At 62.9% G+C, this 17,035-nt stretch carries 11 protein-coding genes; 7 read left to right on the forward strand and 4 right to left on the reverse strand.

What is annotated here, in order from left to right:
• Window positions 1-16 precede the first annotated feature (16 nt).
• A complete protein-coding gene (locus tag VEZ38_RS11120) occupies window positions 17-1,075 on the forward strand; it encodes a response regulator transcription factor (RefSeq protein ID WP_324893430.1) in 1,059 nt (352 codons plus the stop codon).
• A 74-nt stretch (window positions 1,076-1,149) separates the two neighbouring features.
• Here the strand turns inward: VEZ38_RS11120 and VEZ38_RS11125 are convergent, their stop codons facing one another.
• From VEZ38_RS11125 to VEZ38_RS11140, 4 genes are all read right to left on the reverse strand, one after another.
• Window positions 1,150-2,763 carry an extracellular solute-binding protein gene (locus VEZ38_RS11125; protein WP_324893431.1) on the reverse strand — a complete coding sequence of 538 codons (1,614 nt, stop codon included), beginning with the start codon at window positions 2,761-2,763 and terminating at the stop codon, window positions 1,150-1,152.
• A gap of 34 nt (window positions 2,764-2,797) precedes the next feature.
• Window positions 2,798-3,664: a carbohydrate ABC transporter permease gene (locus VEZ38_RS11130; RefSeq protein ID WP_324893432.1), complete on the reverse strand. Its 867-nt coding sequence runs from the start codon at window positions 3,662-3,664 to the stop codon at window positions 2,798-2,800.
• Between the two features lie 19 nt (window positions 3,665-3,683).
• Window positions 3,684-4,631 (reverse strand): ABC transporter permease, encoded by a 948-nt coding sequence (locus tag VEZ38_RS11135; RefSeq protein ID WP_324893433.1) that lies wholly within the window; start codon window positions 4,629-4,631, stop codon window positions 3,684-3,686.
• A 101-nt stretch (window positions 4,632-4,732) separates the two neighbouring features.
• The gene (locus tag VEZ38_RS11140) at window positions 4,733-6,604 is read right to left on the reverse strand and encodes a hypothetical protein (protein WP_324893434.1); all 1,872 of its coding nucleotides are present in this window, start codon (window positions 6,602-6,604) and stop codon (window positions 4,733-4,735) included.
• A 188-nt stretch (window positions 6,605-6,792) separates the two neighbouring features.
• Here VEZ38_RS11140 and VEZ38_RS11145 point away from each other — a divergent pair, with 188 nt between their 5' ends.
• The 6 genes from VEZ38_RS11145 to VEZ38_RS11170 all read left to right on the forward strand — a co-directional run.
• Window positions 6,793-8,604, forward strand: a complete 1,812-nt coding sequence (locus VEZ38_RS11145; protein ID WP_324893435.1) for a cache domain-containing sensor histidine kinase — start codon at window positions 6,793-6,795, stop codon at window positions 8,602-8,604.
• A 36-nt stretch (window positions 8,605-8,640) separates the two neighbouring features.
• Entirely contained in the window at window positions 8,641-9,735 is a 1,095-nt protein-coding gene (locus VEZ38_RS11150) for a response regulator (RefSeq protein ID WP_324893436.1), read from the forward strand.
• Entirely contained in the window at window positions 9,732-10,931 is a 1,200-nt protein-coding gene (locus tag VEZ38_RS11155; RefSeq protein ID WP_324893437.1) for a DegT/DnrJ/EryC1/StrS family aminotransferase, read from the forward strand. The genes VEZ38_RS11150 and VEZ38_RS11155 overlap by 4 nt, the downstream gene beginning before the upstream one ends.
• 78 nt (window positions 10,932-11,009) lie before the next feature.
• Window positions 11,010-13,508, forward strand: a complete 2,499-nt coding sequence (locus VEZ38_RS11160) for a hypothetical protein (RefSeq protein WP_324893438.1) — start codon at window positions 11,010-11,012, stop codon at window positions 13,506-13,508.
• Window positions 13,505-14,644, forward strand: coding sequence for a Gfo/Idh/MocA family oxidoreductase (locus VEZ38_RS11165; protein WP_324893439.1), 1,140 nt, complete (start codon window positions 13,505-13,507; stop codon window positions 14,642-14,644). The genes VEZ38_RS11160 and VEZ38_RS11165 overlap by 4 nt, the downstream gene beginning before the upstream one ends.
• On the forward strand, window positions 14,641-17,035 hold a 2,395-nt coding region (locus VEZ38_RS11170), incomplete at its 3' end, for a glycoside hydrolase family 38 C-terminal domain-containing protein (RefSeq protein ID WP_324893440.1). The genes VEZ38_RS11165 and VEZ38_RS11170, both read left to right, overlap by 4 nt.

A 17,035-nucleotide genomic window follows, 5' to 3' on the forward strand; every position in this document is an offset into this window, starting at 1 on the left:
AAGGGGGAAGCGCAACGTGGCGTTCACGGTACTGACGGTCGACGACGAGATTATGATTAAGCGCACGGTACGCAAGCTGCTGGAAGGCTCCGACACGTTCCGTTGGATCGGAGACGCCGAGGACGGAGCGGAGGCGCTGGAGTTCGTCGAGCGCATGCGTCCCGACGTCGTCGTGACCGATATTACGATGCCCGTCATGGACGGACTCGAACTGATCCGCCGTCTGAAGGAGGCGCCGCGCCGGCCCGAAATCGTCATCCTGTCCGGGTACGACGATTTTCCGTTCGTGCAAGAGGCGATTCGTCAAGGGGTTGCGGATTACTTATTGAAGCCGATCAAACCGCCGGAGTTCCAGGCGACGATGGAGCGGATCGCGGCTCGGCTGCGAGAGACGCGAAGGGTCGAACCGGCGCGGACGGATTGGCTGCCGTTGAGCGAGGCAGCGGGCCGCCGCCTCGCCGACGCGGCATGGATGCTGCAGCCGGAGGCGGCGGCCGAGGCGCTCGGCGAGGTCATGTCATGGACGGCGCCGCGATTCGGCGACGCTCCCGCAGCGGGCGTCTGGATCGATGTGCTACACTTCGTCTCGGGAGAGCTTCGGCAGCGGGGCGGTATCGAGCTCGACCCGGACGGCGTCGGGATGCTCGAACGCGCGCGCAGCGCATCCGAGGCGAAAGACGCCGCCGCGCGCGCGATCGAAGAGGCGATGGAACGCATTCGGCAATCGCGAAACTGGGGAAACCACCGGCAATTGCGGGCGGCGATCGAGGTCGTCGACGCGTCGTTCCCCGATCCGAATCTTTCGATGCAAGCGCTTGCGGAGAAGTTCTCGATGTCGCCTGCGTATTTCAGCCGTTCCTTCAAGGCGGAAACCGGCCAGACGTTCGTACAATACGTTACCGGGCTCCGCATGGAGCGGGCGAGGGAATTGCTCGCCGATGCGGCGCTGACGACGACCGAGGCGGCACGCGCGAGCGGCTTCGCCGATTATCCGCATTTCGCGAAGGCGTTCAAGCGGCAATACGGCTTGTCGCCTTCGGAGTATCGGAAGCGGATGGGGGTCGCGAGAGCCTAAAGGAAGGCAAGGGAAAAGGCAGGCCCCGAAGTAGACGTTCCTACTTCGGGGCCTGCCCCTTGTTCAAGCTTATATTACCGGTTGTTGTACCATTCGGTCGCTTCCGCGATCCACTGGTCGCCGCCGCGGGCTTTCCAATCCGCGACGTACGCGTCGAACGAATCGAGCGGCTCTTGGCCGGTAATAATTTTCGCCGCCACTTCTTGGAACAATCCGTTGTGGTCAAGCTCCGGACGCGCTTGCAGCGCCGGCAGCGTCGGGATGTCCAGGCCGTCGTTCACGATGCCTTCGTTGAGGCCTGTCGTGATGCCTTGGAAAATCAAGTCGCCCATGTTGCGGCCTTTGATGAAGTTCTCGTCGAGCAGGTGTAGCTTCGGACCCGTGAAGTGGAGCCACTCTTGGTGCATCGCTTCCGCGTCGTACTCCGCTTTCTCGGCCGGGTAGTTGTACGTAATCGCGTCGCCGCTCTTCGTGAAGTCTTCTCCCTCGAGACCGTACAGGAAAAACTCGCTCGGCGCTTCGTCCGAGTAGAACCAGTCAAAGAACTTGATGATTTCGATCGCTTTCTCCTCGCTTACGCTCGAAGGGATCGTCCAGACGAAGTCGGAGACGGAGGAGCCGATGGCGTAGACGCCGCCCGGCTTGCCGCTCGGGCCGACCGGTGCCGGGATAAGCGCGATTTCCGCTTCCGGCACGTTCTCCCGAAGACGGTTGAGCCAAGTGTCCGGATAGGTCGCCGCGTGCGCCCACATCCCGACTTGACCCGTTACGATTTTGTTGTCCCACACGTTGCCCGGCTGCGTAATAAACTCGTTGTCGAGCAGCTTCTCTTCGTACAATTGACGGTATACGCCGAGCGCTTCCTTCATTTCCGGACGAACGTGGTTCGGCGTCAGCTTGCCGTCGACGAGTCTCCAAGCGTTCAGGGGAACATCGTATGCGCCGAAGAAATGGCCCGTATGCGAGAAGCGCTCGCGTCCGGAGAACGGGATTTCGTCTTTCTTCCCATTGCCGTTCGGGTCGCCGTCGCGGAACGCGCGCAGCATTTCAATGTACTGTTCGACCGTCTTCGGCGTCTCGAGGCCGAGCTTATCCATCCAATCCTTGCGGACGTAGACGACCGTGCCGTTCGTGATCGCGTTGTCGCCCGGGATGCCGTAGATCACGCCGTCTTTGGCGACGCGGCCCGACTTCCAAGAATCCGCTTTCACTTTTGCTTTCAAATTCGGCGCGTGCTGGTCGATGAGGTCGTTCAACGGCCGCAGGACGCCCGCATCGACTGCCGGCGCGATTTCCGCCGTATTGATGCCCTTCGTCTGCAGAATGTCCGGCAGCTCGCCGCCGGCCAGCGTCAAGGACAAGCTTTGCTCGTAGTTCTCGTGGGGGAGGAGCTCGAATTCCAGATCGGTGTTCGACAGCTCTTCCATCTTCTTGACGTACTTGTCCTCGTTGATGTTCGCGGAGTTGACGACGTGGCCGAGGTTACCGGTCGTAAGCGTAACCTTGAGCTTAAGCGGCTCCTTCGGCGCTTCCGCCGCAGGCGTCTCCGCGGGCGCCGGCGTCTCGCCGGAGGTGGACGGCGTCTCCGCCGGCGGCGCTTCTTGCGTTGCGTCCGTGGAGCAGCCTAGGATCGTGCCGAGTCCGAGAATGATGCCGAGCAAGCTGATAATCGTCTTTCTCTGTTGCATTCGAACCTCTCCTTTTTTGGGTGTTTTTTTATTGTTATCCTTTAATCGACCCGAGCATCGCGCCTTTCACGAAATGCCGTTGGATGAAAGGATAAACAAGCAGAATAGGAATGGTGGCGACCATAATGGAGGCCATCTTAATGCCTTCGACGGATTGTACCGCCGTGTTGACGCGGATGAGCATCTGCTCGTCGCTGTCGACGAGCAGCCTGCGGAGCAGCACCTGCAGCGGGAACAAGTCCTGATTGCGGATGTACATCAGCGCCGGCATGTAGCTGTTCCAGTGCGCTACGGCGTAAAACAAGCCGATCGTGCTAAGGGACGGCAAAGATAGGGGAAGCACGATTCTCCAAAGCGTATAATACTCCCCGGCGCCGTCGATGCGGGCCGATTCGACCAGCCCTTCGGGGATACCGCGGAAGAAGGAGATCATAATAATCATATTGAATGCGCTGATCGCGCCGGGGACGACGAGCGCCCAGATCGAGTTGAGCAGGCCGAGCTCTTTGACGAGCAAGTAGCCGGGGATCATGGGGGCCGGGAATATCATCGTAAAGAGCACGAGCAGGATGATAAAGCTGCGGCCTTTCAGATCGGGCTTGGACAAGCCGTACGACATGAGTGCGGTCGCAATCAGGTTGACCGACGTCCCGACGAACGTAATCATGATCGTCACCCAGAACGAACGCCAGATTTTCGGGTCCCCTAGGACGGCTTGGAAATTGCCCAGCGTGAATTCGACGGGCAAGATGCCGACCCGGCCTTGCGTTATCGCCGGGCCCGAGCTGAACGAGCCGGCCATGATGTGGAGGAACGGAAGCAGCATCGCTAAGCTTAACAGCGTTAAGAAGGTATAATTGAAAACGACGAACGCGCGCCGCGACGGGGTGATTCGGATCATGGCGTTTCCTCCTTTCGAATCAATAGAGCGAGTTGCCGGTCGTCTTCTTGCTAAGCTGATTCGCACCCATGAGCAGGATGAACCCGACGATCGCCTTGAATAAATCGATGGCGGTCGTATAGCTGTATTGCCCGCCGACCAAGCCGACTCGATAGATGTACGTATCGAACACTTCGCCGTTATCCCATAAGAGCGGATTCAGCAGCATGTAAATTTGTTCGAAGCCGAGGTCGAGAATATGGCCGATGCGCAGCAGCAGCAGCACCATGATCGTCGGCAGCAGGGCGGGGAGGGTGATGCTGATCGCCTGCCGCAGCTTTCCGGCGCCGTCGACCTCGGCCGCCTCGTAGTATTCCGGATTAATGCCGGCGAGCGCCGCCAAATAAATAATCGTGTTCCAGCCGACTTCTTTCCAGATGCCGGAGGTTACGATAATGCTTCGAATGTATTCCTTCTCTTGCATGAAGAAGATTCGTTCGAAGCCGAGCCACTCCAGAAAGTCGTTAAATAAACCGATCGTAGGCGAGAGAAAGTTAATGACGAGCCCGCCGACGATAACCCAAGACATGAAATGGGGCAAGTACAGCACGGTTTGCGAGACGCGCTTGAAAGCGAGCTTGCGCACTTCGTTAAGAAGCAGCGCGAGCAGCAGCGGCGCAGGGAAACCGAAGACCAACTGATACAAGCTGATGAGCAGCGTATTGCGAAGCACCTCGTAAAACTCCGGATACGTAAACAGGTTATGAAAGTGCTTCCAACCGACGAAAGGGCTTTTCCATACGCCGCTGAAAATGTTGTAATCCTGGAACGCGATAATGCTGCCGGTCAACGGGATGTACTTAAAAACAAGAAAATACACCAATCCGGGCAGGATCATCGAGTAGATGGCCCAATGACGCAGAAGATAGGGCTTCTTCTTCGGCAATGGGAGCGCGGGTTGCGTTGGGATCGTGTCCGGTTGCGCCAATGTCGTAACCCCTTCCTCGTTGATATAACTTAACCTTATAGGCTCGGACGCATCGACGCCATGGAAATTCATGCTGCCGGTTGTCGTTTTTTGTTTTCGTCTTAGAGAAACGGCAGCGCTTTCGCGTCGAAGCCGCTCGCCGCGAACCGAGGCTCGGGCCGCGGCCGGCCGTCGATGGCCGCGTATAACACGCCTTCGCTGCGCGGGCTGTACGCGAAGTCGAACGTAGCGTCGGGATGCGCGTAACGAATGCGGCGCGTGTATCCTTCAAGCTGCTGCGTCATCTCGTCGCTCAGACTGCCGGCGGAGGCGCGGGCGCGGAACGCGTCGAAGGAGCCGTCCTCCGCCTCGGAGCCGACATGGACGACGAAGCCGTTCGCGAGCAGCATCGCTTCTTTCGGCGAGAACGTCTTCGCGGGTCCTTCATAGTTAAAGAAGGAGATCATCGCGTATTCGCCGCTGCGTTCGATCTTAACGGCCGCGGAGCGTCCGGCGTCCGACAACGCGAGCGGACGAAAGCAGAAGTAGACGGGTCCGTCCTGCACGTACACCGGGACGGGCAGCTCCGACGCGTCGCCTTCCTTGCGGGCCGGGCGGTCCCCGAGCCAGATCGCGTCGACGTCCCGGAAGTGGACCGGGAACAGGACGGATAGCTTCATGCTTGTCGCGCGTTTCGCCTCGTACGGCTTCGGGCGGTAGGCGACGAGCGCGGCGTTCCCGCGTTGGATCGCAAACTTGCGCCCTTCGTCGCGAAGCATCTCCGCTCCGCTCTGCTTGCCGTTGTACACATTATCGCGGCCCGGCGTTCGGTCGTTAAAAAAATATCGGCAAAAGACGGCCCGAGCGTCGGTCCAATCGCGCATAGCCGCGCGCGTCCGATAGACGGCATGGAACGAGTCGCTGATCGCGCCGTCGTAAAACTGTCCGGCCGACGTGCCGAGGGCATAATCCTCCGTCATATGTACGACGTTAGGGCCGGACCATGCCGGATGCTCGGCGGCTTCGTCCGGATAGGCGGACTCTTCCCCCGGAAGGCACTCGGCCGTTGCGACGGCGTCGAACGGGTACGTCTTGCGCAGAAGCAGCGCCGCGATCGCTTCGGGGCAATGCACGTCTCCGCTGTAGAGCCATGCGAGATTCGGAAGCATAAGCGTCTCTACGCCGATATGTTCGACCTGGCCGGGCCGCTCGGGGAACAACGCTTCGACCGGCCGGATCCGTACGTCGTCGCCGAAGGCGAGGTGAAGCAAGCCGTGCACGTTGTGCGGATGGCCGACGGAGTCGACCAAATAGGCGCGAGAATACGGCCCCGCGAACTGACCGGTCGGGGGATGGTAATGGATCGCGATTTCCGCCCACATGCGGGCTTCGCACTGCAGGGCGAGCGCCCGGATTCGTTCGTCTTTAACGTGATTAACGATTTCCGCGAGAATGTGCGTCGTGATCGGCGTATAGGTCGGACTGCCGAATTCCATCACGGTGCCGCGGCGGGTCAGGCAATCGATTAACTGCATTAACTTTCGCTCGCCGGCCGAGAATGCGGCGGCGTCTTCCAACAATTCCCCGGCGGTTAACAAGGTGAATGTCGCCAACGCGGCGAAATTGTCATTGTACATCGGGAAGCGGATGCGTTCCTCGGCGGCGCTCGGCACGCTTTCGCGGACGTATGCGACGAGCTTCTTCTCCGCGGCGTTCGTCAACCGATCTTTATACCCCAGCAACAGCTGCATGGCGGTCATCGGAGAGAAATGGCAGTAACGGGTTTCCACCGCTTCGATGATCGCGTTCGCGCGGGCCGCCTGCTCGCCGCCTGCGTACATCAGCGGCAAACAATGCCACAGCTTCTCTCGGAAGTTGGCCGGCGGACCGTTCCCGCGCCATTGCGCATGTTCGTCGATCAGCGGAAACATCCGCTCGACGTAACGCTCGTAAAACCGGCGTCGTCTTTCTTGCTGCAATCGTTCCTGGTACAAAAGCGGATCTCTCCTTCGTCGTCGGGTAGGGAAAGCTTGTGCCAAGGATAATCCATCGCGGGCGGCGAAAACATGATTTATTTTGCGGACGCTTGTTTTTATTTTCCCGACCGAGGGGCGTAAACCCTTTTTCTATGGAGGAACGAATTTCGTTATGCTACTTTAATGATCAAGACGGGGGGATACCGATGGCGTGGCTCCGCAACCTTCAGCAGGTGTCGATCAAGACGAAGTTGATCGTGCTGATCGTCGTATTTTTATGTTTGCCGTTTTTGACGCTCGGTATTTTATGGTATGAAATATCGACGGAATCGATCGAGAAGAACGCGATCGAGTACAATCGCCAGATGGTGTCGCAGGTGAACGATCGGCTCGAAGCGTACTTCGCGGATTTGGAGACGACCACCTACCCTTACGTCGTTCAGCCGCTGATTCAGGACTTTATCGATTTGGACAATCCGATCGACTTGGCCGGACGGCTGGATTTGTTGGATAGCCTGCCCAACTTGTTTTTCGGCCGGGACGACGTGTTCGGCTTTTCCATCGTTTCGGCGAGCGACATGATCGTGAAGGCGGTGAACGGCCGCGCCAGCTACGGCACGGCCGAGTATGCGGAGCACCGGAACATCTACTTGGCCGAGTCCGCGATGGACGGCCCGCGATACAAAATTTTGGGCATCGACGAAGTGTCGAGCAACGTAGGTTCTCAGGAAAAGGTTAAGGTGCTTCGCGTCGTTCGGAAGTTCACCAACCCGGAGACGTACCGCTCGACGGGCCTCTTGATTATGGACTTGCAGCTCGATCGGATCGCCGGCATCGCCGAGACGCTTAGCGTCGGGCCTCAAAGCTATGTGTGGGTCATCGATTCCAACGGACTCGTCGTGTACCATCCGGACAAAACGAAGCTCGGCCAACCGGTGGAAGCGTCCTACATGAACGACTTCGAGCGTTACGCGAAGGAAGGCGTCTACTTCAAAACGACGGACGGACAACGCGAGCTGGTCGTGTTCCGCCGTTCCGACCGAACGGGGTGGACGATGGTATCCGAGGTGCCGATGCGAGCGTTGATCGGCGATTTGATTCATCTTCGCAATTATACGCTCTGGGCCGGCTCGGCGCTCGTCTTTTTCGTGCTCGTCGTCCTTGCGATGTTTTCCATCTCGTTGACGCGGTCGCTTAGACATCTGCAGCATCTCATGCAAAAGGCGGAAAACGGCGACTTGATGGTGAAAGCGCCTTCGAAGCGGCGGGACGAAATCGGCGGATTGAACCGGAGCTTTAACAAGATGGTCGCGGAAATCCGGCGCCTGATCGAGGTCGTGCATGCCTCCCGCCTGCGGGAGAAGGAGATGGAGATTAAGCAGCGGGAAGCGATGATGCGAGCGCTGCAATCGCAAATCAACCCGCACTTCCTGTATAACACGCTAGAGGTCATCAATTCGTACGCCATCCTCGAAGGCGTGATGCCGATCAGCAAAATGGCGACCTCGCTCGCCGACGTATTCCGCTACAGCATCGGCAACCCGAACGAGCGCGTATCGCTCCGCGACGAACTAACGCATATGAAGTCGTATTTCGATATTTTGTCGGAGCGGTATCCGTACCTGGAGGTCGACGACCGCACGGTCCCGGAGGACGTCGCGGGCGTGGACGCCGTGCGGCTCGTCGTGCAGCCGATCGTCGAAAATTCGTTCAAACACGGCTACGAGAAGTATAAGCTTCGACTCGGGTACATCGGGTTCGCCGGCGAACGCAGCCCCGACTATTTCATATTGCGCATCGTCGACCGCGGCGTCGGCATGACGTCGGAGCAAGCGGAAGCGTACAACCGTTATTTCCAGCAGGCGGAGCCGATCGTCGAGGCCGACGGCCGCATCGGGCTCTGGAACGTGCATCAGCGCATCCGGCTCGCGTACGGCGCGCCGTACGGCCTCTACATCGAGTCGTCCGGACCCGAAGGGACCGTCATCCAAGTCCGATTGCCCTATTCGAACCTATAGACTTCAATGCGAGAACCGAAAGGGGGAAGCAGACGCATGTATACGGTCGTCACGATCGACGACGAGCCGCTCGTGAAGAAGACGCTGCGCGTCCTGATCGAGCGATACCCGGAAGAGCTCTACCAGGTCGTGGGCGAAGCCGAGGACGGGAAGGAAGGACTCGAGTTGATCGAGTCGCTCGCCCCCGACCTCGTCATCACCGACCTAAACATGCCGGTGATGGGCGGACTCGAGCTGATCGAACGGCTGCGCGCGGCCGCCCGCGACGTCGAGGTCGCCGTGCTGTCCGGCTACGACGATTTCGATTTCGCGCAGCAAGCGCTTCGCTTCGGCGTCGTCGATTACATTCTGAAGCCGATCCGGCCGGAGTCGGTGCGGCAGCTGCTCGATCGGTTCCATGCGAAGCGGTCGGCGGACGCCGCCGCGTCGTCGGGCCGCGGCGCGTGGATTTCCTTCTGCAGCGAGACGGCGAAGGCGCTGGCGGAGCGGGTGTGGCTGCTGGACGTGCCCGGGGCGGACGAGGCGTTGGATCGGTTCGCCGGCGGCGCCGCGGCGCGCGGGCTGCGCGGGGAAGTGGAGGCGGAGGCGTATCAGGCGCTCGCGACGTTGATCGGCAGCGAGCTGTCGCAGCGCGGCGCGGGCGGACTCGAGCCGCTGCCGGTCGAGCTCGAGAGCGGCGCCGAGACTCCGTTGCCGAGCTCGATGCGGGACGAGGTACGCCGCCGGCTGAAAGCGAAGATCGCCGAGCTGCAGGACGCCCGGCAGGTGGGCAACCATCAAGGGATTCGCGCGGCCGTCGCCTATTTGGACGCACGGTTTCACGACCCGGCCGTCTCGCTTCCGCTCGTCGCGGGCGTCGCCGGCATGTCGCAGGCGCACTTCAGCCGGACGTTCAAGAAAGAAATGGGCGTGTCCTTCGTGGAATATGTGACAAGGCAGCGAATCGAGCGAGCGAAGGCGCTGCTCGACGCGCCCGGCACGAAATCGTGGGAAATCGCCGAATCGGTCGGCTACCAGGAGTATGCGCATTTCGCGAAGGTGTTTCGCAAATATACCGGACTTACCCCGACGGAATACCGCAGGAGAGAAACCGGCGACGGCGGGGCGTCGCAAGGAAGGAACCAACGATGATGACGAAATTGGCGATCGACGGAGGAACGCCTGTGCGCACGGCGCCGTTCCCGGCTTGGCCGGTTCATGGGGAAGAAGAGGAGCGGCTCGTGCTCGAGGTCGTGCGCTCCGGCAAGTGGGGCGGCACAGCCGGACGAAAGATGCTCTCCGAGCTCGAAACGACGTTCGCCGCGATGCACGGCGCAAAGCATGCGGTGACGTTAGTGAACGGGACGCTCGGCTTGACGGTCGCGCTGCAGTCGGTCGGCGTCGGACCAGGCGACGAGGTGATCATGCCGCCCTATACGTTCATCGCGACGGCGACGAGCGCGCTCTTGTTCGGGGCGATTCCCGTCTTCGTCGACGTCGAGCCGGACACGCTGCTGCTGAATCCCGAGCTCGTGGAAGCGGCGATTACGCCTCGCACGAAAGCGATCGTCGCGGTGCATCTGGCGGGGCTGCCCGCGGATATGGGGCGGCTGAAGGAAATCGCGCGGCGTCGCGGCCTGCGGCTGATCGAGGATGCGGCGCAAGGCGTCGGGGCGTCGCGGGCGGGCGAGCCGGTCGGCGCCCTCGGCGACGTCGGCAGCTTCAGCTTTCAGATGGGCAAGAACGTCACGGCCGGCGAGGGCGGCATCGTGCTGACGAACGACGATGCGGTCGCCGACATGGCGTGGTCGCTCGCCAACGTCGGCCGCATTCGGAGCGGGGCTTGGTACCAGCATGAACATATCGGCTGGAATTTGCGCATGACGGAGCTGCAGGCGGCGCTGGCGCTCGGCCAGCTGTCCCGCTTCGAGTCGCAGTTCGCCCGACGCGAGCGGAACGCCGCCCTGCTGAACGAGCTGCTTGCGCCGATCGACGGCGTCTCTCCCGCGCGGCGGCCTTCGGAGGTCGAACGTCACGCGCAGCATCTATACGTCTTCTTTCTCGACGACGCGCTCGCGACGCCCGAGAACAAGGCGGAGGCGATACGGCGCCTGCAAGCCGAAGGCGTGCCGGTCGCGGCCGGTTACGTCTCGCTGAACCGCAACCGGGCGGTGGCGGCGGACATTCGGAAGTGGACCGGCGAGACGCGGTCGTACGACTGCCCGGTCAGCGAACGCGCGAGCGACTCGCGCGCGCTGTGGCTGCACCAGAACGTGCTCCTCGCGGAGGAGCGGGATATGTACGACATCCGGGATGCGGTGCGCAAGGTCATGGCGTCCTTCGCCTGACATCGAAATCCGGCACACGACACCCGATATCCGGTATACGACATCCGACATCATGCAACATACGAGGGGGAAACTGCGATGGAATTCACGCCGGCCACCGAGGTGTGGAACGTGCGTCCCGTGCGATGGGACGCGGCGATCGATCATGAATTGACCCGAAGGCTGTACCGAGTGCTTTCCAGATGGCTGCCGTTCGCGGACGAGCAATACGCCGACTGGGACGGAAGGCCGAATTGCGGCCATTTTTTCGGAGGCCATTTCTGGTATCAATCCGACAATGCGTCGACGTCGCTCGTGTACGCGGTGCTTGCGAAGCTCGGCGCGTACGACGAAGCGGAGACCGGCATTCCGCGCGAGCGCGTGAAGGCGCGCGCGATCCGGGCGATCCGGTACATGGGCTTCACCCACGACACCGGACCGGCCGACTGCGTCCGCGTCGAAGGCGTGCTGCCGTATACGAGCGGAAAGAAGTGGGGCGGAGCGGGCGACCGCTTCTTCCTGGCGAGCCAGAACGGGCGGTCGGTGGCGGCGATGGCGATGGCGTCTTTGCTCCTCTGGGACGACATGGACGACGAGACGAAGCTGCTCGTCCAGAACGTCGTCGCCTCGTACGCCGATCGATGGGCGGACGAGGAACCTCGCAACGGCGTCTATTACGATACGCAATGCGAAGAGAACGCCTGGACGGCGGCGGGCATCTCCGCCGGCGTCGTCCTGTTTCCCGATCACCCGCATCGCGAGGCTTGGAAGCGCGGCTTCGCGGACTGGGCGATCAACACGATCGCGACGTATCGCGATCGGCTCGCCTACCCGTCGGGCCTCGTCGACTATACGGACGGACTCAGCGTGAAGAGCGTTACGTTCCATCCGGACTTCACGGCGGAAAATCACGCCTTCGTGCATCCAAGCTACTTGTGCGCGGGCATAAACTTACGCGCGCTCCATGTGGCGATGTCGTATATGGTCGGCGAGGAACCGATGCCGGAAGCGGTTCATAACAACCAAGCGTTGTATGAACGAACGTTGAAGCCGTGGATGCAGTTCGACGGTCTCGCCGTCCCCGTACAGGGGCAAGATTGGTGGTATAACCGCCACCACGAGCGGCAGCTGACGCACACGGTGCTCAACGTGGTGCACGGCGACCGCGACGCGGCGGCGTTCGTCCGGGAAGCGCTTCGGTCGATCGAGCGCGTCCAGGCGAGCAACAAGCGGGGATGCCTGCTCGAGGAGGACGGCGAGCAATGCGTCATCAACCGCGCGCACGGCCAGTTCGCGAAGGATTTGGAACACGGCTCCGCGGTCGATCTCGCGACGTCGTTCCTGATGTACGCGTTCGGCGGCGCCGGCGCGGAGCCGAGCGAAGAGGCGGAGCGGAGCGCCCGGCTGTCTGGCGTGCACGAGCATCCGTACGGCAACACGATCGTATACCGGACGCCGGACAGCTTCGCGAGCTTCACGTGGCGCAACAACGCGATGGCGCTGACGCTGCCGCGCAACGGGCTCTGGAGCGTAACGCCGCTGTACGCGAGTTATACCGGGATCGTCCGCGTCCAAGGGCGGACGGGACCGAACGGGCTCGCGAACGAAGACATCGTGCGCAGTACCGAAGGCGCGCGCATCGCCGCGTACGACCGGGGCTTCGGCGCGGTCGCGACGATCGATCGCGGGGGCGTCGGACTGAAGCAGGACGTCGCGTTCGCGGCGCTGCCGAGCGGCGCGACGGTGTACGTCGAGCGGTTCCGGGCCGAGGCGGATTGCGAAGTGCTCGAGGCGACGACCGGACTCGTCGGCATCCGGAACGAGGCGTACGCCGCGATGCCGGAGCTCGCGCCAGGCGTCCGAACGATCCATACGCCGGCAGGCACCGAAGCGTTCCAAGGGTTCTATGGAAGGGAGCCGAACCGCGAGCGCGCGTTCGGGCCGGTCGACTTCGTGAACGTGGACGGCCAGATCGGGTATTTGCGCTTCGGCGGCGCCGGGGTGCGCTATATTAATAAACACGAGTATCCGAAATGGAAAGGCGTCGAGGACGTGTTGATTCTCAACGACGTCGGCGCGTTCGCGCTCGCGTCGGGCGAATGCACCGAGCCGTTCGCGGTAATCGCGCTGCCGAACGCCTCGGCGGCGGATACGGCGGCGGCTCGTGCGGCGTCGTCGAAGCTCGACGTCGGCGGCTCCGGCGACGCGGCGCTGCTCGAGACGGCGGACGGCGTGCTCGTGCTCGTCTCGTTCGACGACCGAGCGGCTGTCGTCGAAGGCACGAAAGCGATCGAAGGCGATGCGGTATGGTGCTACGAAGGCGAGCAGCGCGTGTCGGACGGCGTATACGGCTGGCGGGGGGAGGCGGGCGCAAGGTCGTGCGGCTATAAGGAAGCGCGGTTCCGACTCTCCTCTCCGATGCTGCGCCGACTCCGGCTCGACATCAGCGTCCTCATGGGCCGCGCGTTCGTGCGCAACGTCGGCGACGCCGCCGCCGCGTTCACCGTCGAGGCCGACGGCGTCCCGGCGCCTTACGTGCTCGAGCCGGGCGCGATTCTCCCGGTGGAGCTGCATCGCTCGAAGGTGACGGCGCGATGAGCCCGATCCGCATCGGCATCATCGGCTGCGGGGCGGTGTCGAAGGCGCACGCGGAAGCGTACATGCGCCTCGGCCGCGAGGCGTGCGAGGTCGTCGCCGTCGCGGACCCGAATCCCGAGAACGCGTCGAAGCTCGCCGCGAGCTTCGACCGTCCGCCGGCCGCGTACGCCGACGCGGCGGAGCTGCTCGCGAGAGCGGACATCGACGGCGTCTCGATCTGCACGCCGCCGGCGCTGCACCGCGCGCAGGCGATCGCCGCGTTCGAAGCGGGCAAGCATGTGCTGTGCGAGAAGCCGCTCGCGCCGTCCGTCGCGGAATGCGAGGAGATGCTCCTCGCAGCGGAGAAGCATGGCCGCAAGCTCGCCGTCGCCATGCAATATCGCTATCGGCAAGACTTTCTCGCCATAAAGCATCTCGTCGACGCCGGGGCGCTCGGAGCGCCGGTGTTCGCGCTCGTGAATGCGCTTTATTGGCGGGGAGACGCGTATTACCGCAATCACGGCACGTCATGGGCGAAGGAGGGCGGCGGCGTCGTCATGACGCAGGCCATTCATCCGATCGACGTCTTGACGATGATGCTCGGCGACGTCGCCGAGGTCGCCGCGGAGCTCGACACGCTCGCGCACGACATCGAGGTGGAGGATACGGCGTCGATCCGGCTGCGGTTTCGCCGCGGGGCGGTCGCGAACGTCTTCGCGACGACGAACGCCGCCGCGCCGGGCATCGGCTTCACGGTCGCCGGCGCTTCGCGCGCGGTCAGCCTGCCGCTGAAGTTCGACGCCGTCGCCCCGTCCGAGCACGGCTTCCCGATCGCGCAGCCGGACGACGCACGCCGGCTCGAGGAGGCGGCGAGAAACTTCCTGGAAGCGCCGTCCCCGATCCCGATGCAGGCGGACGACGGCCACGACGGGCCGGTCGCCGACTTCGTAGCTTCGATCCGGGACGGCCGGGAGCCGTGGATGAGCGGGCGGAAGGCGCGCGATACGATCGAGCTGACGGCCGCGATTTACAAGGCGGGCGTGACGGGCGAGCGGGTCGCGCTGCCGCTTCGAGCCGACGATCCGTGGCGAACGACGGCAGGATTTTTGCAAGGCGTACAGGCCTACAAAGGAAAAGGGGGCAAAGCGACACCGTGACGAACAATCAGCTTCATCTGATCTGCAACGCGCATTTAGACCCGGCGTGGCTGTGGGAGATCGAGGAAGGCGCGGGCGAAGCGCTGTCGACGTTTCGGATCGCGGCGGACTTTTGCGAGGCGTACGGCGGGTTCGTTTTCAATCATAACGAGGTCGTGCTGTACGAATGGATCGAGGAATACGATCCCGCCCTGTTCGAACGCATCGTGCGACTCGTGCGCGAGGGCAAGTGGCATATTATGGGCGGCTGGTACCTGCAGCCGGATTGCAACATGCCGAGCGGCGAATCGTTCGTGCGGCAGATGCTCGTCGGGCGCAAGTATTTCGCCGAGAAGTTCGGCGCGCGGCCGACGACGGCGATCAACTTCGACCCGTTCGGGCATACGCGCGGCCTCGTGCAAATTATGGCGAAGGCCGGCTTCGACGCATACATCGTGTGCCGTCCGGCGGAGAACGACTGCCCGCTGCCGGCGGAGGATTTCCAGTGGATCGGCTTCGACGGCTCGTCCGTGACGGGCCACCGGGCGTACAAGGCGTACCTCAGCGGCAAGGGCAAAGCGCGGAACAAGGTCGAGGGCTGGCTGAACGATCACCCGGGGCGCCGCATCGGCATGGTGCTGTGGGGCATCGGCAATCACGGGGGCGGTCCGTCCCGGATCGACCTCGAGCAGCTGTCCGCGCTGGCGGCCGAGACGGCCGGGACTGAGATCGTGCATTCGACGCCGGAGGCGTACTTCCGGGAACTCCGGGCATCCGGCGAGCCGCTGCCCGTCTACGAGGGCGACTTGAACGCATGGGCCGTAGGCTGCTACACCTCGCAAATTCGCATAAAGCAGAAGCACCGTCAATTGGAAAATGAGCTGTACGCCGTCGAACGGATGGCCTCCCACGCCGCGCTCGTCCGCGGCATGGCGTATCCGGCGGCGGAGCTGAAGGACGCGCAGCGCGATCTGCTGCTCTCGCAATTCCACGACATGCTGCCGGGCTCCTCGGTGAAGCCGGTCGAAGACGCGACGCTGCGCCTCTTGTCCCACGGCCTAGAGATCGTCTCGCGCGTGCGCATGCGGGCGTTCTTCGCGCTGGCGGAAGGGTTCGCGAAAGCCGAGGAAGACACGGTGCCGGTATTCGTCTATAACCCGCATCCGTTCCCGGCGAAGGCGGTCGTCGTCTGCGAGTTTCAGCTGCCGGAATCGGCGAGAGGGCGGTACGCCGAAATCGTCGTGCACCGGGACGGAGCGCGCGTGCCCGCGCAGACGGAAAAGGAAATCAGCAGCCTCTATATCGAGTGGCGCAAGCGCGTCGTCTTCGAGGCGGAGCTCGCGCCGATGACGATGAGCCGGTTCGACTGCACGGTGGAATGGAAAGAGGCGAAGGCGGCGCCGGCGCGTCCGGAGCGGGACGGGGCGCTGACGTTCGCGAACGACCGCATGGAATTTGTCGTGAACGCCGAGACCGGCCTCGTCGACCGATGGGTCGTCGACGGCGTCGACATCGTGCGGCCGAACGCGTTCGAGGCGCTCGTTCTGGACGACTTCGACGACTCGTGGGGCAGCTGCACGCGGCGGTTCGACGACACCGTCGGCGCGTTCAAGCTGCTGTCGAAGGCGGGCGCGATGAAGCTGTCGGGCCTTCGCGGCAAACCGCTGCCGCGGGTTCGCGTCGTCGAGGACGGCGACGTGCGCACGGTCGTCGAGGCGCTGTTCGGCTACGGCCGCTCGACGCTCGCGATGCGTTATTTCATCCCGAAGCGTGGCGCGGAGGTCGAGCTCGAGCTGACGGTGCATTGGAACGAGGCGCGCAAGCTGCTAAAGCTGTCAGTGCCGACCGCGTTCGGAGCCGCCGCGAACTTCCTCGGACAGACCGCCTTCGGCACGATGGCGCTGCCGTCCGACGGCCGCGAGGTCGCCGCGCAGAAGTGGGTCGCCGTATCCGACGGACGGACGGCGCTGACGAGCGTGAACGACGGCACGTACGGATTCGATTGCCGGGACGGCGAGCTGCGCCTCTCGCTGCTTCGGTCCCCGGGTTATTCGGCGTTGCCGGGCGGCGGGAAGACCGAGACGATGCCGAAGGACCGCCGGTCCGACCGGATCGATCAAGGCGAGCGCACGTTCCGCTTCTGGTTCGCCGCAGGCCCCGCCGGGGAGCGGCTCCGAGCGGTCGACCGCGAGGCGGCGGTGCTGAACGAGAAGCCGTACGCGCTGTCGTATTTCCCGTCGGGGACGCGCGTCGCGCCGGCGGGGACGCTCGCGGAGCTGGCGGACGCGACGACCGTCCTCTCCGCCTGGAAGCGGGCGGAGGACGGCGACGGGGATGTCGTCCGCGTGTACAACCCGACGGCGGAGCGGCTCGAGACGACGCTGCGGCTGCCGATCCACCGCGTCGACGTCC

The organism is Paenibacillus sp., assembly GCF_035645235.1.
Lineage (GTDB): Bacteria > Bacillota > Bacilli > Paenibacillales > YIM-B00363 > Paenibacillus_AE.